General features: G+C 41.5%; 36 protein-coding genes. 10 read left to right on the top strand and 26 right to left on the bottom strand.

The window, feature by feature from the left end:
* Positions 1–2: 2 nt before the first annotated feature.
* From map to rpsL, 26 genes are all read right to left on the bottom strand, one after another.
* Positions 3–788, bottom strand: coding sequence for a type I methionyl aminopeptidase (gene map, locus D0T51_RS09655; RefSeq protein ID WP_163728553.1), 786 nt, complete (start codon positions 786–788; stop codon positions 3–5).
* Positions 789–792: 4 nt separating this feature from the next.
* The gene (secY, locus tag D0T51_RS09650) at positions 793–2133 is read right to left on the bottom strand and encodes a preprotein translocase subunit SecY (protein ID WP_163728551.1); all 1341 of its coding nucleotides are present in this window, start codon (positions 2131–2133) and stop codon (positions 793–795) included.
* A 3-nt stretch (positions 2134–2136) separates the two neighbouring features.
* The gene (gene rplO, locus D0T51_RS09645) at positions 2137–2583 is read right to left on the bottom strand and encodes a 50S ribosomal protein L15 (RefSeq protein ID WP_163728548.1); all 447 of its coding nucleotides are present in this window, start codon (positions 2581–2583) and stop codon (positions 2137–2139) included.
* A gap of 24 nt (positions 2584–2607) precedes the next feature.
* A complete protein-coding gene (gene rpmD / locus D0T51_RS09640; protein WP_163728544.1) occupies positions 2608–2784 on the bottom strand; it encodes a 50S ribosomal protein L30 in 177 nt (58 codons plus the stop codon).
* A 15-nt stretch (positions 2785–2799) separates the two neighbouring features.
* Entirely contained in the window at positions 2800–3315 is a 516-nt protein-coding gene (gene rpsE / locus D0T51_RS09635; RefSeq protein ID WP_163728541.1) for a 30S ribosomal protein S5, read from the bottom strand.
* On the bottom strand, positions 3315–3659 hold the full coding sequence (rplR, locus tag D0T51_RS09630) for a 50S ribosomal protein L18 (protein WP_163728537.1): 345 nt from the start codon (positions 3657–3659) through the stop codon (positions 3315–3317). The genes rpsE and rplR overlap by 1 nt, the downstream gene beginning before the upstream one ends.
* A 21-nt stretch (positions 3660–3680) precedes the next feature.
* The gene (gene rplF / locus D0T51_RS09625; RefSeq protein ID WP_163728535.1) at positions 3681–4232 is read right to left on the bottom strand and encodes a 50S ribosomal protein L6; all 552 of its coding nucleotides are present in this window, start codon (positions 4230–4232) and stop codon (positions 3681–3683) included.
* Positions 4233–4248: 16 nt separating this feature from the next.
* The gene (rpsH, locus tag D0T51_RS09620; RefSeq protein ID WP_163728533.1) at positions 4249–4644 is read right to left on the bottom strand and encodes a 30S ribosomal protein S8; all 396 of its coding nucleotides are present in this window, start codon (positions 4642–4644) and stop codon (positions 4249–4251) included.
* 61 nt (positions 4645–4705) lie between these two features.
* The gene (gene rpsN, locus D0T51_RS09615; protein ID WP_163728528.1) at positions 4706–4975 is read right to left on the bottom strand and encodes a 30S ribosomal protein S14; all 270 of its coding nucleotides are present in this window, start codon (positions 4973–4975) and stop codon (positions 4706–4708) included.
* A gap of 6 nt (positions 4976–4981) precedes the next feature.
* Positions 4982–5539, bottom strand: coding sequence for a 50S ribosomal protein L5 (rplE, locus tag D0T51_RS09610; protein WP_163728525.1), 558 nt, complete (start codon positions 5537–5539; stop codon positions 4982–4984).
* Complete coding sequence (gene rplX, locus D0T51_RS09605; RefSeq protein WP_163728522.1) at positions 5539–5859, bottom strand: 50S ribosomal protein L24; 321 nt, start codon at positions 5857–5859, stop codon at positions 5539–5541. Before rplX ends, rplE begins: the two co-directional genes overlap by 1 nt.
* Before the next feature lie 18 nt (positions 5860–5877).
* Positions 5878–6243 (bottom strand): 50S ribosomal protein L14, encoded by a 366-nt coding sequence (gene rplN / locus D0T51_RS09600; protein WP_163728519.1) that lies wholly within the window; start codon positions 6241–6243, stop codon positions 5878–5880.
* A 2-nt stretch (positions 6244–6245) separates the two neighbouring features.
* Entirely contained in the window at positions 6246–6503 is a 258-nt protein-coding gene (gene rpsQ / locus D0T51_RS09595) for a 30S ribosomal protein S17 (RefSeq protein ID WP_163728517.1), read from the bottom strand.
* Positions 6504–6508: 5 nt separating this feature from the next.
* Positions 6509–6709: a 50S ribosomal protein L29 gene (gene rpmC / locus D0T51_RS09590; RefSeq protein WP_163728513.1), complete on the bottom strand. Its 201-nt coding sequence runs from the start codon at positions 6707–6709 to the stop codon at positions 6509–6511.
* A 5-nt stretch (positions 6710–6714) separates the two neighbouring features.
* Positions 6715–7149 (bottom strand): 50S ribosomal protein L16, encoded by a 435-nt coding sequence (gene rplP / locus D0T51_RS09585; protein ID WP_163728509.1) that lies wholly within the window; start codon positions 7147–7149, stop codon positions 6715–6717.
* A 19-nt stretch (positions 7150–7168) separates the two neighbouring features.
* Positions 7169–7918, bottom strand: a complete 750-nt coding sequence (rpsC, locus tag D0T51_RS09580; RefSeq protein WP_163728506.1) for a 30S ribosomal protein S3 — start codon at positions 7916–7918, stop codon at positions 7169–7171.
* Positions 7919–7924: 6 nt separating this feature from the next.
* Positions 7925–8335, bottom strand: coding sequence for a 50S ribosomal protein L22 (gene rplV, locus D0T51_RS09575; protein WP_163728503.1), 411 nt, complete (start codon positions 8333–8335; stop codon positions 7925–7927).
* Between the two features lie 48 nt (positions 8336–8383).
* Positions 8384–8653, bottom strand: coding sequence for a 30S ribosomal protein S19 (gene rpsS / locus D0T51_RS09570; protein ID WP_163728500.1), 270 nt, complete (start codon positions 8651–8653; stop codon positions 8384–8386).
* Positions 8654–8673: 20 nt separating this feature from the next.
* The gene (gene rplB, locus D0T51_RS09565) at positions 8674–9498 is read right to left on the bottom strand and encodes a 50S ribosomal protein L2 (protein WP_163728496.1); all 825 of its coding nucleotides are present in this window, start codon (positions 9496–9498) and stop codon (positions 8674–8676) included.
* A gap of 8 nt (positions 9499–9506) precedes the next feature.
* Positions 9507–9800, bottom strand: coding sequence for a 50S ribosomal protein L23 (rplW, locus tag D0T51_RS09560; protein WP_163728494.1), 294 nt, complete (start codon positions 9798–9800; stop codon positions 9507–9509).
* Between the two features lie 11 nt (positions 9801–9811).
* Positions 9812–10441 carry a 50S ribosomal protein L4 gene (rplD, locus tag D0T51_RS09555; protein WP_163728492.1) on the bottom strand — a complete coding sequence of 210 codons (630 nt, stop codon included), beginning with the start codon at positions 10439–10441 and terminating at the stop codon, positions 9812–9814.
* Positions 10441–11058 (bottom strand): 50S ribosomal protein L3, encoded by a 618-nt coding sequence (rplC, locus tag D0T51_RS09550; RefSeq protein ID WP_163728491.1) that lies wholly within the window; start codon positions 11056–11058, stop codon positions 10441–10443. Before rplC ends, rplD begins: the two co-directional genes overlap by 1 nt.
* Positions 11059–11079: 21 nt before the next feature.
* Positions 11080–11385 (bottom strand): 30S ribosomal protein S10, encoded by a 306-nt coding sequence (gene rpsJ, locus D0T51_RS09545; protein ID WP_005634728.1) that lies wholly within the window; start codon positions 11383–11385, stop codon positions 11080–11082.
* A gap of 72 nt (positions 11386–11457) precedes the next feature.
* Positions 11458–13587 (bottom strand): elongation factor G, encoded by a 2130-nt coding sequence (gene fusA / locus D0T51_RS09540; RefSeq protein WP_163728489.1) that lies wholly within the window; start codon positions 13585–13587, stop codon positions 11458–11460.
* A 30-nt stretch (positions 13588–13617) separates the two neighbouring features.
* On the bottom strand, positions 13618–14094 hold the full coding sequence (gene rpsG, locus D0T51_RS09535) for a 30S ribosomal protein S7 (protein WP_163728487.1): 477 nt from the start codon (positions 14092–14094) through the stop codon (positions 13618–13620).
* Between the two features lie 174 nt (positions 14095–14268).
* A complete protein-coding gene (gene rpsL / locus D0T51_RS09530) occupies positions 14269–14673 on the bottom strand; it encodes a 30S ribosomal protein S12 (protein ID WP_163728485.1) in 405 nt (134 codons plus the stop codon).
* Between the two features lie 694 nt (positions 14674–15367).
* Here rpsL and D0T51_RS09525 point away from each other — a divergent pair.
* The 10 genes from D0T51_RS09525 to D0T51_RS09480 all read left to right on the top strand — a co-directional run bounded on the left by D0T51_RS09525 (position 15368) and on the right by D0T51_RS09480 (position 26383).
* On the top strand, positions 15368–16132 hold the full coding sequence (locus tag D0T51_RS09525) for a ParA family protein (protein ID WP_163728483.1): 765 nt from the start codon (positions 15368–15370) through the stop codon (positions 16130–16132).
* A gap of 31 nt (positions 16133–16163) precedes the next feature.
* Positions 16164–17042 carry a ParB/RepB/Spo0J family partition protein gene (locus D0T51_RS09520; protein WP_163728480.1) on the top strand — a complete coding sequence of 293 codons (879 nt, stop codon included), beginning with the start codon at positions 16164–16166 and terminating at the stop codon, positions 17040–17042.
* Positions 17039–17737: a DUF5683 domain-containing protein gene (locus D0T51_RS09515; protein WP_163728476.1), complete on the top strand. Its 699-nt coding sequence runs from the start codon at positions 17039–17041 to the stop codon at positions 17735–17737. Before D0T51_RS09520 ends, D0T51_RS09515 begins: the two co-directional genes overlap by 4 nt.
* Before the next feature lie 7 nt (positions 17738–17744).
* Positions 17745–19280, top strand: coding sequence for a lytic transglycosylase domain-containing protein (locus tag D0T51_RS09510; protein ID WP_163728473.1), 1536 nt, complete (start codon positions 17745–17747; stop codon positions 19278–19280).
* A gap of 79 nt (positions 19281–19359) precedes the next feature.
* Positions 19360–20745, top strand: a complete 1386-nt coding sequence (mnmE, locus tag D0T51_RS09505) for a tRNA uridine-5-carboxymethylaminomethyl(34) synthesis GTPase MnmE (protein ID WP_163728470.1) — start codon at positions 19360–19362, stop codon at positions 20743–20745.
* A gap of 247 nt (positions 20746–20992) precedes the next feature.
* Entirely contained in the window at positions 20993–21904 is a 912-nt protein-coding gene (locus D0T51_RS09500; RefSeq protein ID WP_163728469.1) for a helix-turn-helix domain-containing protein, read from the top strand.
* Positions 21905–21907: 3 nt separating this feature from the next.
* The gene (locus D0T51_RS09495) at positions 21908–23008 is read left to right on the top strand and encodes a site-specific integrase (protein WP_163728466.1); all 1101 of its coding nucleotides are present in this window, start codon (positions 21908–21910) and stop codon (positions 23006–23008) included.
* A gap of 37 nt (positions 23009–23045) precedes the next feature.
* Complete coding sequence (gene rhuM / locus D0T51_RS09490; protein ID WP_203583366.1) at positions 23046–24044, top strand: RhuM family protein; 999 nt, start codon at positions 23046–23048, stop codon at positions 24042–24044.
* Between the two features lie 112 nt (positions 24045–24156).
* Positions 24157–25689, top strand: a complete 1533-nt coding sequence (locus D0T51_RS09485; protein ID WP_163728463.1) for a hypothetical protein — start codon at positions 24157–24159, stop codon at positions 25687–25689.
* The gene (locus tag D0T51_RS09480; RefSeq protein WP_163728460.1) at positions 25679–26383 is read left to right on the top strand and encodes a mobilization protein; all 705 of its coding nucleotides are present in this window, start codon (positions 25679–25681) and stop codon (positions 26381–26383) included. The genes D0T51_RS09485 and D0T51_RS09480 overlap by 11 nt, the downstream gene beginning before the upstream one ends.
* Positions 26384–26416 lie beyond the last annotated feature (33 nt).

Below are 26416 nucleotides of genomic sequence, written 5' to 3'. Positions count from 1 at the left end.
AATTATATTGCATTATTACCTAATACTTCCTCTAAATAATCAAATGAAGATAAAATCTGAGGGCCTTCGGGACGTATCGCGATACAATGTTCAAAATGAGCTGAACATTTGTTATCTTTCGTCCGTACAGTCCACCCGTCTTTTTCAATGACTACATTCCGACGTCCTAAATTAATCATCGGCTCTATGCATATGCACATTCCGTTGCGTAATAAAGGACCATAACCGCGGCGGCCATAATTGGGGACTTCCGGCTCTTCATGCATTTCCCGACCAATACCATGTCCTACCAGTTCTCTGACAACAGAGTATCCTTTGGATTCACAATAAGTCTGAACAGCATACGCAATATCCCCTATACGTTTTCCTTCTACGGCTTGTTGAATACCGAGATAAAGAGACTCTTTAGTTGTCTTCAATAACTCTTTCACTTCCGGAGCCACTTCACCTACACAGAAAGTATAGGCCGAATCGCCCGTGAAACCATTCAACGTAGTACCGCAATCTACCGAGATTACATCTCCTTCTTTCAAAATTATTTTATCAGAAGGAATACCATGCACAACCACATCATTGATAGAAGTACATAATGAACCCGGAAAACCACCATAGCCTAAAAAGGCAGGAACCGCACCATGATCCCGAATGAACGCTTCTGCGATCTTATCCAGTTGAAGCGTAGAAACTCCCGGGGCAATATGCTTTGCTAATTCGCCAAGCGTCTTACCTACCAGTTGATTGGCTTCCCGCATCAACTCTATTTCTTCATCTGTCTTTAGATAGATCATATGTTTAATAAGCAGCAGCTGAACCTGTACGTCCCTTAATTCTTCCAGATTTCAACAATCCGTCATAGTGACGCATCAACAAATGACTTTCTACTTGCTGTAATGTATCCAACACAACCCCTACCAAGATCAATAAAGAAGTTCCTCCAAAGAATTGAGAAAATTCCATACTTACTCCGGCTACTCTGGCGAAAGCAGGCATAATAGCCACCAAAGCCAAGAAGAATGCGCCAGGAAGAGTTATACGGTCCATTATACCATCCAGATAATCTTTGGTTGCTTTGCCTGGTTTTACACCGGGAATAAATCCGTTATTACGTTTCAAATCGTCAGCCATCTGCGTCGGATTAATTGTAATGGCAGTATAAAAATAGGTAAACAGGATAATCAGTACGGCAAAAACGAAGTTATACCAAAATCCGGTATTATCCATAAAGGCACTCCAAATCGGACTTACTTCACCCGTATTAGAAAAACCTACAATAGAAATCGGGATAAACATAATCGCTTGTGCAAAAATAATAGGCATTACATTGGCAGCATTCACCTTTAAAGGGATATACTGTCTGGCTCCACCATATTGTTTGTTTCCAACAATTCTTTTTGCATATTGCACGGGCACTTTACGTGTTCCTTGTACCAACAGGATTGCTCCTGCAATCACAAACAACAAGAATACCATTTCAGCCAAGAACATAATCAGCCCACCGGCCTTTTCTGCTATACGAGAATAAAATTCCTGGAACAAAGAATGGGGTAAGCGGGCAATAATACCCACAAGGATGATGAATGAAATACCATTCCCAATACCTTTATCTGTGATTCTTTCTCCTAACCACAAGACAAACATACTTCCTGCAGCCAAGATTATTGTAGCATAAATACTGAAGAACATGCCGCCCGGTAAAGCAGCACCCACCGATCGTAGTTGAACGCTTAAGTTCACCAGATAAGTAGGTCCTTGGAACAGAAGAATAGCAATTGTCAGGTAACGTGTCCACTGATTAATCTTTCTTCTGCCGCTCTCACCTTCTCTTTGCATCTTTTGGAAAGAAGGAATAGCGATTGCCAACAACTGCATCACGATAGAAGCAGAGATGTAAGGCATAATCCCTAATGCAAAGATAGAAGCATTCGCAAATGCTCCTCCGGAAAACATATCCAGTAAGGCTAACAAACCACCTCTTGTCTGATCTTGCAAGGCAGTCAACGACTGAGGATCAACCCCAGGGATAACTACATATGTACCGAAACGGTAGATCACCACAAACAAAAGAGTGGTGAGGATCCGATTTCTCAGATCCTCTATTTTCCAAATATTTTTTATTGTTTCAACTGCTCTCATGACTTAGAGTTTAACAACTGTTCCACCTACGGCTTGTATAGCAGCTTCTGCACTTTTAGAGAAAGCATGTGCTTCCACATCTATCTTTGCAGTCAGACTACCATTGCCAAGAATTTTAACTAACTGAGAGGTAGAGATAAAGCCTGCTTCAATCAGATCGCTTACACTTATCTTGGTCATCTGCTTCGCATCTACCAATTGTTGCAAGGTGGAAAGATTTATCGCTTTATATTCTACACGGTTAATATTCTTGAAACCAAACTTCGGCAAACGTCTCTGGATAGGCATCTGTCCCCCTTCAAAACCAATCTTTTTGGAATATCCGGAACGAGACTTTTGTCCTTTATGACCTCTTGTTGAAGTGCCTCCTAATCCAGAACCCGGACCACGTCCGATTCTTTTTCTGGTTTGGGTAGATCCTTCAGCCGGTTTTAAATTTGATAAATTCATATCTTTATATGTTTTAATCAATTATTACTCTACGATTGAAACCAAATGTTTCACTTTTGTCACCATACCCAAAATAGCAGGAGTTGCTTCGTGTTCTACTACACGATTCATCTTCCGCAGACCCAGTGCATCTAATGTTCTTTTCTGGTCTTTCGGGCATTTAATTCTACTCTTAACTTGTTTCACTTTAATAGTTGCCATAATTTTTCCTCCCAATTAACCTTTGAACACTTTTTCTACAGAAACACCTCTGTTCTGAGCAACCATAAAAGGACTTCTCAACTCACCCAGTGCAACGATAGTCGCTTTCACCAAGTTGTGAGGGTTAGAAGATCCTTTTGATTTAGCCAAAACGTCAGTTACACCCACACTTTCCAATACGGCACGCATCGCACCCCCGGCTTTTACTCCGGTACCGTGACTGGCTGGTTTAAGGAAAACCTGTGCACCGCCAAATTTAGCGAATTGTTCGTGAGGGATTGTTCCTTTATGAACAGGAACCTTTATCAGGTTCTTTTTAGCAGCTTCAACACCTTTTGCAATGGCTGCTGTTACTTCACCGGCTTTGCCTAAGCCCCAACCGATGATACCGTCTTCGTTTCCTACAACGACTATGGCAGCAAAACTGAATGTACGTCCCCCTTTAGTTACTTTCGTAACACGGTTGATAGCCACCAATCTGTCCTTCAACTCTATGTCGTTGGTTGATTTAACTCTATTTACCATCTGCATTAAAATTTAAGGCCACCATTACGTGCTGCATCTGCTAATTCTTTAATTCTCCCATGATACAAATAGCCGTTACGATCGAAAACAACTGCTTGCACACCCGCTTCCTGCGCTGTCTTTGCAATTTGTTGTCCTACTTTCGCAGCCATTTCCTTTTTAGCTAACTTTTCTTCCATTTTCAAAGAAGAAGCAGCGGCTAACGTTCTACCGGTCGTATCATCTATAACCTGTGCATAGATTTGCTTATTGCTTCTAAACACAGTCAGGCGTGGACACTCAGGTGTTCCTGAGATCTTACCACGTACGCCTTTCTTTATCTTAAGTCTTCTTAATTCTTTCGTTGTCATGCTAATTTCAGTTTACGTAGATTACTTACCAGCTGATTTACCAGACTTTCTGCGAATTACTTCACCCACGAATTTGATACCTTTTCCTTTGTATGGTTCAGGTTTACGGAATGAACGAATCTTTGCACAAACTTGTCCGATTAATTGTTTATCAGCGGATTCCAGGATAATAAGAGGATTCTTATTTCTTTCGCTCTTAGTCTCAACTTTGATCTCAGGAGGCAACATCAAATAAATGTTGTGTGTATAACCTAAAGATAAATCCAACAACTGACCTGCATTCGATACACGGTAACCAACCCCTACGAGTTCCAGTTCTTTTTGATATCCTTCAGATACGCCGATCACCATATTGTTGATCAGTGAACGATACAAACCGTGTAATGCCCGATGATTACGTTCATCGGTCGGTCTAGAAACTTCGATAACACCATCTTCTAATTTAATAGCGATATCCGGATTCACTTCCTGAGAAAGTTCTCCTTTCGGGCCTTTTACCTTTACTACATTATCCTTAATGGTAACTGTTACACCGGCCGGTACCTGAATGGGTAATTTTCCTATTCTTGACATTCTTCTTTCCTCCTAATTAATAAACATAACATAATACTTCACCGCCGATCTTCAGATCGCGGGCTTCTTTGTCAGTCATCACACCTTTAGAAGTAGAAACAACAGCAATACCCAAACCATTCAATACTCTCGGCATGTCTTTGTAACCGGTGTACTTACGTAAACCAGGCGTAGAAACTCTTTCCAGTTTCTTAATCGCATTTACTTTATTTACCAAGTCATACTTCAAGGCAATCTTAATTGTACCTTGAGGACCGTCTTCTACAAACTTGAAATTCAAGATGTAGCCCTTGTCGAAAAGGATCTTTGTGATCTCTTTCTTTAAATTTGACGCTGGCACTTCTACTACTCTGTGCTTCGCTTTGATCGCGTTACGCAATCGCGTCAAATAATCTGCTATAGGATCTGTCATATATAAAATAATTAAATTGATCCCGTCTACCGGGACAATATTTAAATAAATAAAATCTTTCTCACCAACTTGCTTTCTTTACGCCCGGGATTAAACCGTTAGAGGCCATTTCGCGGAATTGGATACGTGAAATACCGAACTGACGTACATAGCCTTTCGGACGACCTGTAATTTTGCAACGGTTGTGCAAACGTACAGGAGAAGCATTCTTAGGTAAAGCCTGCAAAGCTTCGTAGTCACCGTCTGCCTTAAGCTGAGCTCTTTTAGCGGCGTACTTAGCAACCAATTTTGCTCTCTTCACCTCACGGGCTTTCATTGATTCTTTTGCCATATCTATTTAGTCTTTTTTTGCATTTTTAAAAGGCAAACCAAATTCTCTCAGAAGAGCATACCCTTCTTCATCTGTTTTCGCAGAGGTCACAAAGGTAATATTCATTCCTAATATTTTGGTAATATTATCAATATTAATTTCAGGGAATATGATCTGTTCCTGGATTCCGAGGGTATAATTACCTCTTCCGTCCAGTTTACTTTCGATACCCTTGAAGTCACGAATACGAGGAAGAGCTACGCGAACAAGTCTTTCCAGGAATTCATACATCTGCTCGCGACGCAATGTTACCATCACACCGATCGGCATTTTCTTACGCAATTTGAAGTTTGAAATATCCTTTTTAGAAACGGTGGCAACCGCTTTTTGTCCAGTGATATTTGAAAGTTCGGTGATTGCCACGTCGATAATTTTCTTATCGGCTGTAGCCATACCCAAACCTTGATTGATAACAATCTTCTTCAATACAGGAACCTGCATCGTTGACTTATATCCAAACTCTTTTGTCAAAACAGGAACAATTCTATCCTGATATTCTTTTTTAAGACTGGCTGTATTAGTCATTACTTTATTTCCTCCCCTGATTTTTTAGCGTAACGTACTAAAGCACCCTTATCATTCAACTTACGACCGATACGTGTCGGTTTTCCTGATTTAGGATCGATCACATTCAGGTTAGAAATATGAACGGGAGCTTCTTTCTTCTCAACTCCTCCTTGCGGATTCTTCGCATTTGGCTTGGTATGCTTTGATACCATATTAATACCTTCTACAATAGCACGGCTATCTTTTACAAATACTTGTAAAACACGACCTGTCTTGCCTTTGTCCTCTCCGGTATTCACAAATACTATATCGCCTTTTTTGATATGTAATTTACTCATTACTTTACGATTTACAAATTAAAGCACTTCAGGTGCAAGTGATACAATTTTCATGTTCGTTGCACGAAGTTCACGAGCTACCGGGCCGAAGATACGGCTACCGCGGATATCGCCCCCTGCATTCAACAACACACACGCGTTATCGTCGAAACGGATATAAGATCCATCCTGACGGCGTATTTCTTTTTTCGTACGAACTATAATGGCTTTTGAAACCGCACCTTTTTTAACATCACTGGAAGGAATTGTACTCTTGATTGCGACAACAATCACATCTCCTACCGTGGCATAACGCTTTCTCGTACCGCCTAATACGCGGATACATAAAGCTTCCTTAGCGCCGCTGTTATCAGCAACTACTAATCTTGATTCTGATTGTATCATTCTTACTTAGCCCTTTCGATTATTTGTACCAATCTCCATCTCTTAGTCTTGCTCAACGGGCGAGTTTCCATAATTTTTACAGTATCGCCAATGTTGCATTCATTCTTTTCGTCGTGAGCATGATATTTTTTCGTCTTATTAACGAACTTACCGTACATGGGGTGTTTTTCCTTCCATTTAATAGCCACCGTGATGCTTTTATCCATCTTGTTGCTGGTAACCACGCCCGTTCTTTCTTTTCTTAAATTTCTAGTTTCCATCAGGCTCATTTTTTGTTGTTAAGTTCTCTCTGGCGCAACTCTGTCTTTAGGCGCGCAATCGTCCTGCGTTGTTGTTTAATCTGAGCAGGGTTATCCATAGGAGAAATGCTATGGTTGATCACTTTCTGATCGTAAGCTGCTACTTCAGCCGCTACTCTCTCCAGCAACTCATTTGTACTTAATTCTCTAATTTCTGCAATCTTCATAACAATTACGCATTTTGATTTTGCATGTCATAATCACGTCTGACAACAAACTTGGTTGTTACCGGAAGCTTTTGCGCAGCTAAACGCAAGGCTTCTTTAGCTATATCAAAAGGAACACCTTCTATCTCGAAAATGATACGTCCGGGAGTAACAGGGGCCACAAATCCTTCCGGATTACCTTTACCCTTACCCATACGTACTTCGGCTGGTTTTTTAGTGATTGGCTTATCCGGGAAGATACGTACCCATACTTGTCCTTGACGTTGCATGTAACGAGTTACAGCGATACGGGCAGCTTCGATCTGACGACCGGTAATCCATTTATTCTCTAACGATTTTATTCCAAATGATCCGAAGGAGAGTTGATTACCGCGTTGGGCTTCGCCCTTCATACGGCCTTTCTGCATCCTTCTGAATTTGGTTTTCTTAGGTTGTAACATCTTTTCTAAATTCTAATGTTTAACGATTAGTAGGTCTTCTCTTCTTGAAGTTTCTGTCTCCTCTGTCTCTGTTGCCAGCTCCGGCATTGTCGTTTCTGCGACCAGATTCTTTCTGTTGTGCAAAAGAAGGCGCTAAATCACGCTTACCATACACTTCACCACGACAAATCCAAACCTTCACACCGAGCAATCCCACTTTTGTCAACGCTTCTGCCAGAGCATAATCAATGTCAGCTCTGAAAGTATGTAACGGAGTACGACCTTCTTTATACATTTCTGAACGAGCCATTTCAGCACCATTCAGACGTCCAGAGATTTGAATCTTGATACCTTCGGCTCCCATTCTCATGGTAGAGGCGATAGCCATCTTGATCGCACGACGGTAAGCGATTTTGCCTTCCAGTTGACGAGCAATATTGTTTGCGACAATGACAGCGTCTAATTCAGGTCTTTTTACCTCAAAGATGTTGATTTGAACTTCTTTGTCGGTAATTTTTTTCAACTCTTCTTTCAACTTATCCACTTCCTGACCACCTTTTCCGATGATAATGCCCGGACGCGATGTGCAAACTGTTATGGTAATCAACTTAAGCGTACGCTCAATGATAATACGCGATACACTAGCCTTGGCCAGACGAGCATTCAGATATTTACGGATCTTGCTGTCTTCCAACAAAGTGTCTCCGTAATTTTTGCCGCCGTACCAATTGGAATCCCAACCACGGATAATTCCCAAACGATTACTAATCGGATTTACTTTTTGTCCCATCTACAATTAATTTTGACTATCGTTTTTACTTAGTGTATCTACAAACAAAGTTACGTGGTTCGAACGTTTACGAATCCGGTAACCTCTACCCTGAGGAGCCGGACGCATTCTCTTCAATGTAGTAGCGCAATCTACGCTGATTGAAGATACATACAACTCGCCAGTTTCTGCTTTACGTTCATTCTTTTGTTCCCAATTGGAAATAGCTGAACGAAGCAATTTCTCTACTCTTGCTGCAGCTTCCTTATTCGAAAACTTCAAAACACCCAATGCACGGAATACTTCCATCCCACGTACCATGTCTACTACGAGACGCATTTTACGAGGAGAAGTAGGCACATTCCGCAATTTCGCGAAATACATGGATTTTTGGGCTTCCTTTCTTGCTTCAGCTGATATTCTTTTTCTAGCACCCATTTTATTCGATTCTTTTATTTTCAGATTCTTGAGTTCCTGTTACCGATATTATCTTTTCTTGTTACCGGCGTGACCACGGAAAGTACGCGTAGGAGAAAATTCGCCTAACTTGTGACCTACCATATTCTCGGTTACAAAAACAGGAATAAATTTATTACCATTATGAACTGCAATTGTATGCCCTACAAAGTCAGGGGAAATCATTGAAGCTCTTGCCCATGTCTTAACGACTGTCTTTTTGCCTGATTCATTCATAGCAAAAACTTTCTTTTCAAGCTTTACGTTAATATACGGGCCTTTTTTTAGTGAACGACTCATAGTTTCTTTAATTAATCAGATTATTTCTTTCTTCTTTCAATGATATATTTGGAAGAATGCTTTTTCGGAGCTCTTGTTTTCAAGCCCTTAGCATATAAGCCTTTGCGTGAACGAGGATGTCCTCCTGAAGCACGTCCTTCACCACCACCCATTGGGTGATCAACCGGGTTCATAACAACGCCACGAACACGAGGACGGCGTCCCAACCAACGGGTACGTCCGGCTTTACCTGATTTTTCAAGACCATGGTCTGAGTTTCCAACACTACCTACTGTAGCTTTACAAGCAGCAAGAATCTTTCTTGTTTCACCAGAAGGCATCTTAATAATGGCATAAGCACCTTCTTTGGATGTCAGCTGAGCAAATGCACCGGCAGAACGTACCATTTTAGCACCTTGTCCCGGACGAAGCTCAATATTATGAATAATTGTACCGACAGGTATATTTGCCATAGGCAACGTATTCCCTACCTCAGGAGCGGCATCGCTACCTGAAACCACTGTCTGGCCTACTTCCAATCCGTTTGGAGCAATGATATAACTCTTGTCTCCATCCGCATAATACAACAAAGCGATACGTGAAGTACGATTTGGATCGTATTCAATACTCTTTACTGTTGCAGGAATGCCATCTTTATTTCTCTTGAAGTCGATAAATCTGAACTTTTTCTTGTGACCGCCACCGATATAACGCATTGTCATTTTACCGGTATTGTTACGACCACCTGTACGTCTTTTACCTGTTACAAGAGACTTCTCTGGTGTACTTGCAGTGATTTTATCAAATGCACCAATAACTTTGTGTCTCTGCCCCGGTGTTGTGGGCTTTAATTTACGTATTCCCATTTCTTTTTTTAGATATTACTAAAGAAATCAATTGTTTCTCCTTCTTTCAACGTGATGATAGCTTTCTTGAATGACGCAGATTTACCGTTAATAACACCTGATTTGGTGTAACGGCTTTTACGTTTACCATCGTAGTTCATGGTGTTCACGTCTACTACGGTTACGTTATACATGTCTTCAATAGCTTTCTTTATTTGCAGCTTATTAGCATCAGGAGAAACACGAAAACCATAACGATTCGCCATATTTTCAGTGATCGCTGTTTGTTTCTCAGTTACGATAGGTTTAATAATTATTCCCATTTCTCTACTCCTTATGCGTTAAAATGTTTCTCAATAACAGCTACTGTGCTTTCTGTCAACACCAGGCTCTTTGCATTCAAAATTCCATAGGTATTTAATTCTGAAGCTGTTATAACATTTGCCTTCTCTAAATTACGAGCCGACAAATATACAAAATTATTTTTCTCCGGCAATACCATAAGTAGCTTTTTATCAGCCACATTCAGGTTCTTAGTGATAGCAATGAATTCTTTTGTCTTAGGTGCTTCGAATGAGAAGTCTTCTACAACAAAGATTGCATTTTCTTTTGCTTTATAAGCCAAAGCCGATTTACGGGCCAGACTTTTCACTTTTTTGTTCAGTTTGAAACTATAATCTCTTGGTTTCGGACCAAATACACGGCCACCACCTACCAATACAGGTGATTTGATGTCACCGCGACGGGCACCGCCTCCCCCTTTCTGACGAATCAGTTTACGGGTACTACCAGCGATTTCGCTTCTTTCTTTTGCCTTATGTGTTCCTTGACGTTGGTTTGCCAAAAATTGTTTCACATCCAAATAGATAGCATGGTCGTTAGGTTCAATGCCAAAAATCGCATCATCCAAAGTAACCTTTCTTCCGGTATCTTCACCTTTAATATTCAATATACTCAGTTCCATTACTTTTCAATTAATAAGATTGAACCTTTTGCTCCTGGAACAGATCCTTTAACCAATAAAAGATTATGCTCCGCAATTACCTTTATCACTTCCAGGTTTTGAACAGTTACCCGTTCGTTACCCATTTGACCAGCCATGCGCATTCCTTTGAATACTTTCGCAGGATAAGAACAGGCACCAATAGCACCGGGTGCACGCAAACGGTTGTGCTGACCGTGAGTAGACTGACCTACCCCGCCAAAACCATGACGTTTAACAACCCCTTGGAAACCTTTACCCTTTGATGTACCTACTACATCTACGAAACCTGCATCTTCTAAGAAATCTACGGTGATTACATCACCCAGATTGTATGCAGTTTCAAAATTCTTGAACTCGGCCAAGTATCTCTTGGGAGTTACACCGGCTTTCTTAAAATGACCCATTTCCGGTTGTGTCGTATGTTTTTCCTTTTTGTCTTGGAAACCCAACTGTACAGCCTGATAGCCATCTTTTTCGAGCGTCTTAATTTGTGTAACAACACAAGGACCTACTTCGATAACAGTGCATGGAAGATTTTTTCCCTCGGCACTGAATACGGATGTCATTCCGATTTTTTTTCCTAATAATCCTGGCATTTCACTTAATTTTTAAATAACTCACACTTTAATTTCAACCTCAACACCACTGGGCAATTCCAGTTTCATCAATGCATCAACTGTTTTAGCAGTTGAGCTGTAAATATCGATCAATCTCTTATAAGAAGAGAGTTCGAACTGTTCACGTGACTTTTTGTTTACGAAAGTCGAACGGTTCACTGTAAAAATACGCTTGTGCGTAGGCAGAGGTATCGGACCGCTAACAACAGCTCCGGTGGCCTTTACCGTCTTTACGATTTTCTCAGCAGATTTATCTACCAAAGAATAGTCGTAAGACTTCAATTTAATTCTGATTTTTTGGCTCATTACTTAATTGTAAATTATAAATTATAAATTGAAATGGGGGAAAAGAGCCATTTCCTCTCCCCCATCTTTGTTTTATTTTACTAAGTCTACGCGACCTTGCACTTCTGTCAGTACCTGTTTAGCGATAGCTGTAGATACCTGTGAATAATGCGAGAAATGCATAGAAGAGGTTGCACGACCTGAAGTGATGGTACGCAAAGCAGTTACATAACCAAATGTTTCTGCCAACGGCACTTTCGCTTTCACGATACGGGCTCCGGTACGGCTTGATTCCATACCTTCTACCTGACCACGACGTTTGTTCAAGTCACCGATTACATCCCCCATACTTTCTTCCGGTGTTACTACTTCGATCTTCATGATCGGCTCCATCAAGATAGGACCCGCCTTGGCAGATGCTTCTTTGAACGCCTGAATAGCAGCGATTTCGAAAGACAACTGGTCGGAGTCAACCGCGTGGAACGAACCATCGATCAAAGTAACCTTCAATTGATCCAGAGGATAACCTGCCAATACACCATTCTTCATGGCTTTTTCGAAACCTTTCTGTACAGAAGGAATGAATTCTTTCGGGATATTACCACCCTTCACTTCGTCAATGAACTGAAGTGTACCTTCGAATTCAGCATCTGCCGGTTCTACACGTACGATAATATCTGCGAACTTACCACGACCTCCGGATTGTTTCTTATAAACTTCACGCAATTCAACCGATTGAGAGATAGCTTCTTTATAAGTAACTTGCGGACGACCTTGATTACATTCTACCTTGAATTCACGACGCAGACGGTCTACGATGATATCCAGGTGAAGCTCACCCATACCACTGATGACAGTCTGTCCTGTATCTTCGTTGGTTTGTACACGGAACGTTGGATCTTCTTCTGCCAGTTTGGCCAATCCCATACCCAACTTATCCATGTCTTTCTGCGTTTTAGGCTCTACGGCAATACCGATAACCGGATCTGGGAATTCCATAGATTCCAGTGTGATCGGATGAGCTTCGTCACAAAGCGTATCTCCTGTACGGATATCTTTGAAACCTACTCCTGCACCGATGTCACCACAACCAATCACCTCCATTGGGTTCTGTTTGTTTGAGTGCATCTGGAACAAACGAGAAATACGTTCTTTCTTACCTGAACGTGTATTCAATACGTAAGAACCTGCATCCAATTGACCGGCATATACACGGAAGAAGCAAAGACGTCCTACATAAGGGTCGGTTGCAATCTTAAATGCTAACGCAGTCAGAGGTTCTTCGAATAAAGGTTTGCGTACGATAATCTTTTCTGAATCATCCGGGTCTGTACCTTCGATAGATTCAGCATCGGCAGGACTTGGCAAATAAGCACAAACGGCATCCAATAAAGGTTGAACCCCTTTGTTCTTAAATGAAGATCCGCAGATCAACGGATTGATCTGCATAGCCAATGTTCCTTTACGGATAGCTACACGGATTTCCTCTTCTGTGATGGTAGAAGGATCGTCAAAATATTTTTCCATCAACACATCATCACATTCAGCCAGGACTTCGAGCATTTTATCCCGCCATTCTTCCGCTTCGGCACGAAGTTCAGCCGGAACTTCTTCAGTAGAATATTCCGCACCCATTGTTTCGTCATGCCAGTAAAGGGCTTTCATGGTGATCAGGTCAACCACTCCCTGGAATTTTTCTTCCGCTCCGACAGGTATCTGAATCGGACAAGGATTTGCTCCCAGTACATCCTTCACCTGACGTACGACTTCAAAGAAGTTCGCACCCGAACGGTCCATTTTATTTACATACCCGATTCTGGGTACATTATATTTGTCAGCCTGACGCCATACTGTTTCCGATTGAGGCTCAACACCACCAACCGCACAGAATGCAGCAACTGCACCGTCCAACACACGCAATGAACGCTCTACCTCTACGGTAAAGTCTACGTGCCCCGGGGTGTCAATCAGGTTAATCTTATACTTATCATTTGTGTAATTCCAGAAAGTGGTGGTTGCAGCAGAAGTAATCGTAATACCACGTTCTTGCTCCTGAGCCATCCAGTCCATTGTAGCGGATCCATCATGTGTTTCACCAATTTTGTGAGTCAATCCGGTATAAAACAGAATACGTTCTGATGTAGTCGTCTTACCCGCATCAATGTGAGCCATGATACCAATGTTCCGGGTATACTTTAATTGTTCGTCAGCTTTGCTTGCCATTTTGCTATTTCCTCTTTATTTTCCTTAAAATTAAAATCTAAAATGAGCAAAGGCACGGTTCGCCTCAGCCATACGGTGCATATCTTCTTTCCGTTTGAAAGCACCTCCCTGGTTGTTAAATGCATCTACAATCTCTGCAGATAATTTATCAGCCATTGTCTTTCCACCACGCTTGCGTGCATAGAGGATAAGGTTTTTCATTGAAACGGACTCTTTACGATCCGGGCGGATCTCTGTGGGGACCTGGAAAGTAGCACCACCTACACGGCGTGACTTCACTTCGACTTGAGGAGTAATATTATCGAGCGCAGCTTTCCAAATTTCGAGAGCAGACTTCTCTTCGTTCGCTAATTTATTCTTAACGTTTTCCAGAGCGGAATAAAAAATTTCGAAGGCAACATTTTTCTTGCCATCATACATTAAATGGTTAACGAATCTCGTAACCTTTACATCACCGAAGACGGGATCCGGAAGGATCTGTCTTTTCTTTGGTTTTGCTTTTCTCATTTGTTTTCAAAATTTTGTTTTTGTCTTTGGTTGCCTTTCTTTTTCTAAGAAAACCCTTCCGGTTTTCAGTCTTCAACGATTCCTCCGAATCATTTACTCAACCTATATAGCGTATCCAAATAACTCAAACCAGCTTTAATACTTAATTTAAATTCTCAGTTTGAAGGGATGTTTTTACTTCTTCTTAGCTCCTGCAGCTGCTTGACCTGGTTTCGGACGCTTCGCTCCATATTTAGAACGTCTTTGCGTACGACCACCCACACCTGCGGTATCTAATGTACCACGTACAATGTGATAACGTACCCCTGGAAGGTCTTTTACACGACCACCGCGCACCAACACGATAGAGTGCTCTTGCAGGTTATGTCCTTCTCCCGGAATATAAGAGTTCACCTCTTTACCGTTTGTCAAACGTACTCTCGCTACCTTACGCATGGCTGAGTTTGGCTTTTTAGGAGTCGTTGTGTAAACACGTACACAAACACCACGTCTTTGAGGACATGCATCCAACGCAGGTGACTTTCCTTTTACTACCAAAGATTCCCTTCCTTTTCTAACTAATTGTTGAATTGTAGGCATTTCTTTCTTTTTTTAAACTTTTAATATATCTCAAATTATAAATTTCTTTTCACTTTCAACACACAGAAACATACCTATTATATCCGCATAACCAATACGTTACACCTAAGAAACACGATATTCCTGTTGCCAAAACGGTGCAAAGGTAGTGATTTTCATCCGTATATCTATAAGATGTTATTGATTTATTTGTTATTATTAATATTTATTAAGCAAACACCCTAAGCATACAGCCCGAACTCTTTGGCCTTCCTTTTTTTCTATACATTATTAATATAGAGACAACCGTCAAACAAAGAAGACACAAAGCCTGCAATATATCCCCCTTTCAAAGGGAGTATTTTATTGCCGATGGGCTTCGGCAATATTAACGATGCTGTTCAGCAATATTGCCGATGCGCATCAGCAACATTGTCGATGCGCATCGGCAACAGAATTTCGGCCAGTAAAACAGAAGACATCCGAGCCATTCCCACACGAAAAAACACCGATACAAGAGCATTCCTTCCCACCTTCCAAGCGTCCCAAGCACCACATTATATATCCTTAACGCAGGAATTAAAAAAAACTATCTATCTTTGCGAGTTATCAACAGTATGGGTAATTTATCAACAAAACGAACATTGTTTTGAATCGTCCCGATTGCATTCTGCATATAATCGTTAGTTTTGTCCCCCAAATATAAAAAGAGCATATGGGAAAAATTATAGCTTTAGCAAACCAAAAAGGTGGAGTTGGCAAAACAACTACCACGATAAACCTGGCTGCCTCATTGGCTGTGCTTGAGAAAAAAGTATTAGTCGTAGACGCCGACCCGCAAGCCAATGCTTCTTCCGGATTAGGCATCGACATCCGCCAGGTGGAGATATCTATTTACGAATGCCTGATAAATGGAGACGACGCTTCCAAAGCAATCCTGCCAACCGAAGTGGATGGATTAGAAATCATACCTTCACATATCGACCTGGTCGGAGCGGAAATAGAAATGCTGAATATGACCGACAGGGAACGCATCCTGAAAGAACTCCTGCAGCCGTTGAAAGAAAAATATGATTATATCCTGATCGATTGTTCGCCCTCCCTGGGTTTAATCACCGTCAATGCACTAACAGCTGCCGATTCGGTAATCATTCCCGTGCAATGCGAATACTTCGCCTTGGAAGGTATCGGCAAACTACTGAATACGATCAAGATCATCAAATCAAAGTTGAATCCCGCACTCGAAATAGAAGGTTTCTTATTAACCATGTACGACTCACGCCTGCGTTTGGCCAACCAGATATACGAAGAAGTCAAACGGCCTTTCCAGAATCTGGTCTTCGACACCGTGATTCAACGCAACGTAAAGGTAAGCGAGGCTTCCAGCTATGGCAAACCGGTACTCCTGTATGATGCAGAATCCAAAGGCTCTCTGAATCATATGCAATTGGCAAAAGAACTTATAAGCAAGAACTCATAGTTGACAACCGTCAACTGTCAACTTTATATTTATGACAGCAATGAAAAAATCGCCCCTGGGGCGTGGATTAGATGCGTTGATCACCATGGACGACCTGAAGACCGGTGGGTCGTCGTCCATCAGCGAAATAGAAATAAGCAAAATAAAACCGAACCCGGATCAACCCCGGTCTGTCTTTGAGCAAGAGGCCCTGGAAGAACTTGCCACCTCCATCCGTGCATTGGGTGTAATACAACCCATCACCCTCAAAGAAACCGGACGGAACAGTTATATGATCATCTCCGGAGAACGCCGGTACAGAGCTTCGTTAATAGCAGGCCTGGATCGTATCCCTGCCTATATTAAAACGGCCGAAGATGAGAATGTCATGGAAATGGCATTGATCGAAAATATCCAACGGGAAGATTTGAATTCCATTGAAATCGCACTCGCCTATCAAAAGCTGATCGACATATACGGATTGACCCAGGAACGCCTGAGTGAACGGGTGGGAAAAAAACGGGCTACCATCGCCAATTACCTGCGGTTACTGAAACTACCGGCAGACATACAAATGGGTCTGAAAGACAAAAAAATAGACATGGGACATGCCCGTGCCCTGATTTCCGTTGACGATCCCGAAGTACAACTGGCGCTGTATGAAGAAATACTGACAGGCAGCCTCTCGGTGCGCAGCGTAGAAGAACTGGTACGAAACTCTTCCGAAAAACCCAAAAAGCAGAAAGAAGCCAAAGCGGCCCAACCGATGCTCCCGGAAGAATATACCTTATTACAGGAACATTTGTCCCGTTTCTTTCAGTCTAAAGTTCAATTATCTTACAACAACAAAGGAAAGGGTAAGATCACCATCCCTTTTGCATCCGAAGAAGAACTGGAAAAACTAGTCAGCCTACTGGATAAACTGAAATGAGAAACAGCATCATCATCTTTCTGATACTTTGGATGTGTTTTCCTTTAACCGGTAAAGCGCAGGAGGAAAAGGTGGAAGTCTATGAAGTGGCCGACACCACCCTTATCTCCCCGGCCGACTCTACCGTTCAAGCGATTCTCCGGACTGCGGATGCCGACATAAAAGATATCAAACCGATAGACATAAGCTTTAAACCGGATCCCAACAAAGCCATCCTGTATGCACTTATTCCGGGAATGGGACAAATATACAACCGGAAATACTGGAAGCTGCCTATCGTATATGGCGGACTTATGGGATGTACCTATGCCATATCATGGAACAACCGGAATTACAAAGATTATTGGGATGCCTATAAGGATCTGCTCACAGAAGACCCGGATAAGAAACCGGAAGAATGGGGAAGCTGGACCAATTTTGTTCCACCCGGTGAAGATCCGGCCACAAAAATAAACGACAGCAACTTCAAAGATGGGCTGAAACGCCGGAAAGACTCTTTCAGACGATTCCGCGACTTGAGTATCATCATTACAGCCGGTGTATACATCATCAGTATCCTGGACGCTTATGTCGATGCTCAATTGTTTGATTTCGATATCTCGCCGGATTTATCCATGCGAATAGAACCTACCGTCACCCCCAAGACGGCTTACAGCGCACAAACGTATGGCTTTAATTGCAGCATAAAATTCTAAACAACATATGAAGAAACGTATCTCCCTATGGGTATGCCTTTGCTTTCTGATGCCCGCCCTACAGGCACAGACTGAAACGACACTGGAGGAAGTGGCGGACGACGAACAACAATATTCGGTTTTGTCAACCGATTCGATCCTGACCGAAGTAGGGCTTATCCCTGAAAGCCTGGATGCCAACGTGGATAGCCTGTTACGCTCCTGGCATGTTCAATACTTTGCAAAAAGAGAGGACTTTTGCCATGACGACAATACCAATGTCTTTTTCCCGGATTCGATCTACCAACAGCGTTTGGAAAGTATCCATCGCATCATTCCTATGACATACAACAAATCGGTACGGGATTGCATCAACCTGTATACGGAGAAACGACGCAACCTGGTCAAGTATATGTTGGGAATGGCCGACTTCTACTTCCCCCTGATCGAACAAATACTGGACGAACACGACCTGCCCATTGAATTGAAATACCTGGCTGTCGTGGAAAGTGCACTCAATCCGGTGGCCGTCTCACGCGTGGGCGCTGCCGGCTTATGGCAATTTATGCTGCCGACCGGAAAAAGCTACGGATTGGAAATAAATAGCCTGGTTGACGAACGAAGGGATCCGCTGAAAGCAACACATGCAGCCTGCCGCTATTTCAAAGATATGTATAACATATACGGCGACTGGAACCTGGTACTGGCGGCTTATAATTGCGGACTCGGCACTGTCAACAAAGCCATTCGCCGGGCAAACGGCAAAACGGACTTTTGGGATATATTCAATTACCTGCCCCGGGAAACTCGTTCGTATGTTCCTCTTTTCATTGCAGCGAACTATGTGATGAACTTCTACTGCGAACACAATCTCTGTCCGGTACAAACCAATTTGCCTTTAGCGACAGATACCATTATGGTGAATAAAATGTTGCACTTCGAACAAATCACGGACCTGATAAATGTGGATATCGACTTATTACGGGCACTCAACCCGCAATACAAACGGGATATTATTCCGGGCAATACCAAAGCGTCTATCCTGAAATTACCGGCAGCAGACACCTATACCTTTGTAGAGGTAGAAGATACGATTTATACACATAGAGTAGATGAATTACTGGCCAACAGCATACCTTACAACGCGATTAGCTCCGGCCAGTCCTCCACCCGGGAAAAGATCACCCATACCGCCCAAGCGGGAGAAAACCTATACACCATTGCCGACCGGTACGGGGTGACCGCCAAAGAGATCCGGAAATGGAACGGACTGGGATCGAATCGTGTGGGCAAAGGGAAACGCTTGGTCTTGTATGTCGACAACGGAGGCGTACGTTTTGCCTCCAAAACCCAAGCGGCAACACCGACGCAAGCTGCTGCTAACACGTCGGCAAACGAAAAAACGGAAAAGGGCTTTATCACCTATACCGTACAATCGGGAGATTCACTCTATACCATTTCAAAGAAATATCCGGGCATAACCGCTTCAGTCCTGCAAAAGACAAACAACCTGTCAGGCACAATGATCCGCCCCGGACAAAAACTTAAAATCCCCGTAGGATAAGCTGGCAAAAAGAAAGACGGACGTTCGACCATTTGCCTATTATCCATTTTAAATCTATTTTTGTATAAAAGAAGGGATTATGCCAACTATTATTTGTGCGATTTCAACTCCTCCCGGATGTGGAGGAATTGCTGTTATACGTTTATCCGGCAAAGGATGTATCGAATTAGCGGATACCGTGTTTACCTCCCCTGCCGGGAAAAAGCTAACGGATTGTTCACCCAATACGGTGCATTTCGGAGAGATAAAAGAGGAAAAACGATTATTGGACGAAGTGCTTGTTACACTTTTTCATGCACCGCACTCTTATACCGGTGAAGACACGGTGGAGATCACCTGCCACGGATCGGTCTTCATCCAACAGCAAATCCTGCAATTACTGATAGACAAAGGCGCACGACTGGCACTACCCGGAGAATATACCCAGCGCGCCTTCCTGAATGGAAAAATGGACCTCAGCCAGGCTGAAGCAGTAGCCGACCTGATCGCCTCTACCTCCGCCGGACAACACCGCCTGGCTATCAATCAGATGCGGGGTGGATTCAGTAACGAACTGATCCATTTACGCAGCCAACTATTGGATTTTACTTCCTTGATTGAACTGGAGCTCGACTTTACGGAAGAGGATGTGGAGTTTGCCGACCGAGCACGTCTGAGGCAACTGGCTTTGGATATCGAACAACTCATAAGTAAACTAGCGAACTCCTTCAGCGTTGGCAATGCCATCAAAAACGGTATCCCTGTTGCCATTATCGGAGAAACGAATGCCGGCAAATCCACCTTATTAAACTTATTGGTAGGCGAAGAGCGCGCCATCGTTTCCGATATCCACGGTACCACCCGGGATGTAATCGAAGACACCATCAATATCTCCGGCATCACCTTTCGCTTTATCGACACGGCCGGTATCCGCGAGACCACCGACACCATCGAATCATTGGGTATCGAACGTACCTTCCAGAAACTCAATCAGGCATCTATCGTGCTCTGGGTGATCGATCTGACCACCCCGGCCGCCGAAATCGAAACCCTCGCCAAACAAATCATGCCCCGCAGCGAAGACAAACACCTGATACTGGTATTCAACAAATCCGACCTCCTCTCCCCGGAAGAATTGAAAGACAAGCAAGAACTTCTTAGCAAGGTTCCGACCACCCGCATCTACATATCCGCCAAACAACAGGTCAATACCGAAGCCCTCCAGCAGCAGCTCCTCCAAGCCGCCGCCCTACCCGACCTCACTTCAAACGACGTGATCGTCACCAATCTCCGCCACTACGAAGCCCTCACCCACGCCCTTTCCGCCATCCAACGCGTCACCGAAGGCCTCTCCACCTCCCTCCCCGGCGACCTCCTCAGCCAAGACATCCGTGAATGCATGCACTACCTCGGCGAAATCACAGGCCAAATCAGCAACGACGACATACTAGGGAATATATTTGCGAACTTTTGTATCGGAAAATAAGTTGAGATTATCATTCATTTCCAATAACTATCATTAACAGCAAAGTATCTTATTGTAAATCAGTTATATTTTATCTAATTAATGCTTCCCTATTGTTAAATTCAATTGTTTCGCTTACTTTTGTACCGCGGCTGTACCACTGTGTTTTCATGTCTGTTTTTCAAGTTCTAATATAAATAAACGATGCATGATTGGAACACCATGAAACAAGGTGAAACATAGCGATACAAAATATTGGCGAAATAAGATGAAAGAACAAGGAAGTATACTAAAGATCTGTGAGTTTTGTGGCATTACATTCAATGCTTACAAGACTACGACCCGTTATTGCTCACACACTTGTAACTCAAGAGCGTATAAGGATAATAAACGGCAGATGAAGTTGACGGCTATCAACTATCGCACGATGCAGGAGATGGAGATGATTAGTGATCAGTATGAAAAGATCAAAGACAAAGAATTTCTCTCTGTATCAGAAACAGCCTTTTTATTGAGCGTGGGAAGAGTTACGGTATATCGATATCTACATTCCGGCAGTTTGCCGGCAGTTCAAATAGGAGGGAAAACATTTATTCGTAGAAAAGATATTGACACCATGTTTGATGCAAAAGAGGAATACAAAGCAAAACCCTCTACCGATCGCAAGCCCATATCTGAACTTTGTACGGTTGCAGAGGTAAAAGAAAAATATAAGGTAAACGAATCATGGATTTTTAAAGTAGCTAAGGAAAACAACTTTCCTCGTACATTAAACAAAGGAAAGACTTATTTCAGTCGTAAACATGTGGACGCTTACTTTTCCAAGAAGAACCAGCATACCGGCATTGCCGAATGGTATTCTGTAGATGATATAAAGGAAAAGTTTAATATGACTATCAATTCCGTATACTCATTCGTTTCTGAAAACTCAATCCCCAAAAAGAAAGAAGGCAAATATGTGTTTTACTCGAAATATCATGTGGATAAGTTAAAAGAAGAAATAGAGCCGGAAAGACTGGAATACTATACAGTTCCGGAAGCCATGGAAAAGTATAACATGAGCCGGGATCAGATATATCATTATGTGAAGTATCATAAGATTCCTAAAGTAAAGATTGGAAAGTCAATCAAGATTGCCAAACAGGAATTAGACAATGTATTAAACCCGATAATTATATAAGCCATGTCAATATCAAAAGTCACTTTACGTCGCCGACCTATCAAAAATGATATGGAGAGTTTATACCTGGACTTCTATCCGGCCATCCGCAATCCCGAAACAATGGAGATGAGTCGGAGGGAATATTTAGGAATCTATATCTACTTGCATCCAAAGAATGAAGTAGAGCGTGAGTATAATAATGAAATGCTTTTGAAAGCAGAAGCCATCCGCTCTATCCGTGTGCAATCTATAATTAATGAGGAATACGGATTCTTGGATAAACATAAGATGAAGGGAGATTTCTTAGCTTACTTCAGCGAAATGAGTAAAACTAAAGATCAGAAATGGTTGAGAGTTTATGATCACTTTTATAAGTTTGTTAATGGCAAGTGCACTTTTGGTGATGTAAATGTAGATTTGTGTCGTAAGTTTCGCTCTTATCTATTGAATGCAAATCAACTGAATCGGCCCAAGCATAAGATCGCTCGTAATTCGGCAGCCGGATATTTCTCTACCTTCCGCGGATTATTAAAAATTGCATACAGGGATAAACGGATCAAGGAAAACGTAAATGACTTTTTAGAGAAGATAGAATACGAGGACGTTCGCAAAGAATACCTAACCCATGATGAGGTGAAACTATTAGCAAATACGCCATGTGATATTCCGGTACTTAAAAACGCCTCACTCTTTTCCTGCCTGACAGGATTACGGATCAGTGACATTCTCAACTTGACGTGGGATGAAATTGTTCTTGGCGCCGACAATGGATACTGCTTACGGTTACGTACAGAAAAGACTGAAACAGAAACAACGCTCCCCATCAGTTTCGAAGCGTTGGAACTCTGCGGTGAACGTGGAAAAGGGAAAGTGTTCAAAGGACTACAGCGTTCCATGACACAATACCCCTTAAAAAACTGGCTCAAGAAAGCCGGGATTACGAAAAACATTACCTATCATTGTTTTCGGCACACGTTTGCGACCCTTCAGATAGCCTTAGGCACAGACATTTATACTGTCAGCAAAATGCTTACGCATAAAAATGTGAGTACAACTCAGGTGTATGCGGAACTGGTGAGTGAGAAGAAAAGAGAATCAGCGAATAAAATAAGTTTGAAATAAAAGTTTCAACAATGTTGGGACAAAATAAAATACAGTCATGAATAAAGAAGAAAAGATCATTGGTAATAGTCAAATAGTTATTTATCAGGCTCCGGATGGGAGTGCAAATCTTGATGTAAGACTCGAGAATGATACCGTGTGGCTCTCGCAAAAACAAATAGCAGAACTATTTGGTACAAAACGCCCAGCCATAACAAAACATCTTAGTAACATATATAAAACAGGAGAACTAGAGGAACTTAGCACATGTTCCATTTTGGAACATATGGGTAATGATGAGAAGCAACAATATCAAACTAAATTTTATAATTTAGATGCTATTATCTCGGTTGGTTATCGAGTAAATTCTCAAAATGCCACCCAATTTCGCATCTGGGCTAACAGAATTCTAAAAGAGTATCTGATAAAAGGGTATGCTGTAAATGAGAAGATTAAAATACAACAATATAGCGATCTAAAGCAGACCGTTAAGCTTTTGTCGAATGTATTGCAATCTAAAGAACTGTCAGCCGATGAAGCAACCGGATTATTGCAAGTGATAAGTGATTACACCTACGCATTGGACACATTGGATAGATACGACTATCAGGAATTAACTGTGGAACAAACCACTCCCAAGGAGTCCTTTCGAGCGACTTATGAGAGTGCAATGGAGGCAATTGAGTATCTTAGAAACAAGTTTGGAGGAAGTGACTTGTTTGGAAACGAAAAAGACCAGTCATTCAAAAGTTCTATTAATACGATATACCAGACATTTGATGGGCAAGAGCTTTACCCCAGTGTAGAGGAAAAGGGAGCAATGTTGCTCTATCTTGTAACAAAGAACCATTCTTTCAGTGATGGGAACAAACGAATAGCCGCATTTCTTTTCCTTTGGTTTCTGGAGAAGAATGGGATATTATATAAAATAGATGGAACAAAACTTATCGAAAACAACACCTTAGTTGCCCTTACTCTTATGATTGCCGAAAGCCGGACAGAAGAGAAAGATGTGATGGTGAAAGTGGTTGTTAATCTGATCAATAAGAACAATTGATGGTTGCTTTGAATTGTATCATCACTGATGCGACAAATTGTGCGGACAGTGTTGCCCCAATTTGCGACAGCATTGCTGACACAAACAACTATACTATAAAAATTGAGATTGTATGAGCGTACCGGCAAGCGAAGATTCACTGAAGCTTCTAGTGCAAAATTGCAAAGGAGCTATAAAAGATTTGGAAAATATCTTTCCTGCTATGATGAAATTACGCATTAGCCTCACAGAAATAAGAGCTGATGATATAGAGTATAAGGACACTATTATCGCTTTTCTCAGCAAAACAGAAGATTTATTACTGGGGAGCAACTTTATTTTGCATGAGTTGATGTCATCACTGCGATTTCTGCCAGAAACAACTTTCATTTATGAGAAACGCTATCATATACAGAATATTAATCTCAGCCTATGCGAAGCTTATAGTTATTTTTTAGGAAATAAAAATGATGGTGTTTGGTCTTTGTTAAAGCCCATGATTTTAGCGCTAAATAATTCGTCATTAAATTCTTATGTCGTAAAAATAGATAATGAATTGGCTATATTAGGAAAAGAGCATTGCGATGTGCAAATGCGGCATAGCACAGCGCATTATGACCAACCCATAGAACGTTATAAAAAGGTTAATAATATTACAGAAGAAGATAAATACTGCAAGGCGACATCAAAATATTTGCTTATTCATATGCATATTTCGCAAGTTTCGATGATAATAACTGACATCATAAAAAGAATTGTTCCTAAGAATGTGTCATCAAGTATTAAACCTATGATTCCTGCATTTGACATAAAGGCTTTTGTCGAAGAGAATATAGCAATAAAGCTTTCTTCAGATGAGCGAATAGCATATTTGTCTAGCGAGTCATTAATAAAAACAAGCAATAGCATAGACTCGTTGTATAAAAACCACTTAATGTGTGAAGGAGCTGAAAAATTTATTGCATCCAAAAACATAAAGTCAGCAACAAACATAGAGGCGCTTCACAAACTTATTATGTTACGCATGATGATTGGATTTATTCATTGTGATCTAACCTGTTCTATTAGAGCATATATGAATTCAAAATCCAGAGTAGAAAGGTCACTTCATTTACGAAGGATATATGTAACAGAAGTGTCAGGATTAACATATCTCTATGGCTATAATAAGGAGAAAAATGCCCAAAGCCTATGGCAGCAATTAATGAATATGGATATTAATGGTGATCGTGATGGCAACGAAAACAAAAAGGAATCTCTTAGGAAGAAATTAGAAGAACTTACGTCTAGCCTCAATAGTCCGCGTAGAAATCTTTACATCCATTTTCGTGAATATGAAAATCTAAACATTCTTAAAAGGTATGAAGCTTATGAAGAATTAAACCAACTGGATGAAGTAAAGAGAGCACTTAATCTCATTCATTTGTGTAAAGAAATTGATAATTACACAATATTTATGCTAAAACAAGTAGAAATAGAAGAACAACAGAAATCTAAAGACCAAATGGAGAAACGGCATGCAATGTTTGAAGATCTTCGATACAAAATGACAAATTCCAAATTGTCAGAAACAATGAAGGCACAAGCAATCTCAATAATAGATGAAATGGAAAGGAAGATAACTAAAATGTTTGATCCAGAGAAAATAGATAATAATGAAGAATAAATACCATGAATATATCATAATCTACCTATCAGTAGCGATTGGTTGCTTTGCTATTGGTCTTATTGTGAGAGCTACGGTTGTTGCTCAAGGGGTTGATACATTCTCGGCAAACACCATCTTCTGGCTTATTGCCGGACTTGGGATAATATCCTATTGTGTTCTTACTATAGCAATAAAAGGCTTATTGGATAAAACAGGTAAATTACTTTTCCCTAAACGCAAACAAATAAAAGAAGTGCCAAAGCCGAAGGAAGAACCAGTAAAACAACTCTCTTTGGATGAAATCCGGGCAGAAAAGCAAAAAGAACTTACCCTACAATATACTGAAAAGCTAAATACAGCAATCAGGTACACGCAAGAAACACTAGCCCTCTATGTGTCAGATGCCGACATGGACTTACTCTGTGAAAACATAGAAATCTACGCAGCCGGAAGCGACTTAAATACGCCCACTTTCAAGCCGGTAAAAGTAAAAGACCTGACCACTGTTGATATTTGCCACTTTGGTTGGAATATCTGGAATCACTTCGACGTAACAGACCAATGGGGAATCGCCCGATTCCTCAAAGCCGTGTTTGAAGAGAGACTGAAAGATCTGGAACTGAAAACCATTAAGAAAAAACTAAAGATATTCGAACCAAATAGCACAATTCAAATACAGGAAAATCTAAACAAAGCTGGCGATACAAAGTAAGGAACAGTATTAACCACTATCTCAAAATGTTTT

Origin of the sequence: Parabacteroides sp. 52, from assembly GCF_010500925.1 — a bacterium.
Taxonomy (GTDB): Bacteria; Bacteroidota; Bacteroidia; order Bacteroidales; family Tannerellaceae; genus QVMG01.
The sequence above is the reverse complement of the archived record's forward strand: the minus strand, read 5'-3'. Positions and strand labels throughout refer to the sequence as shown.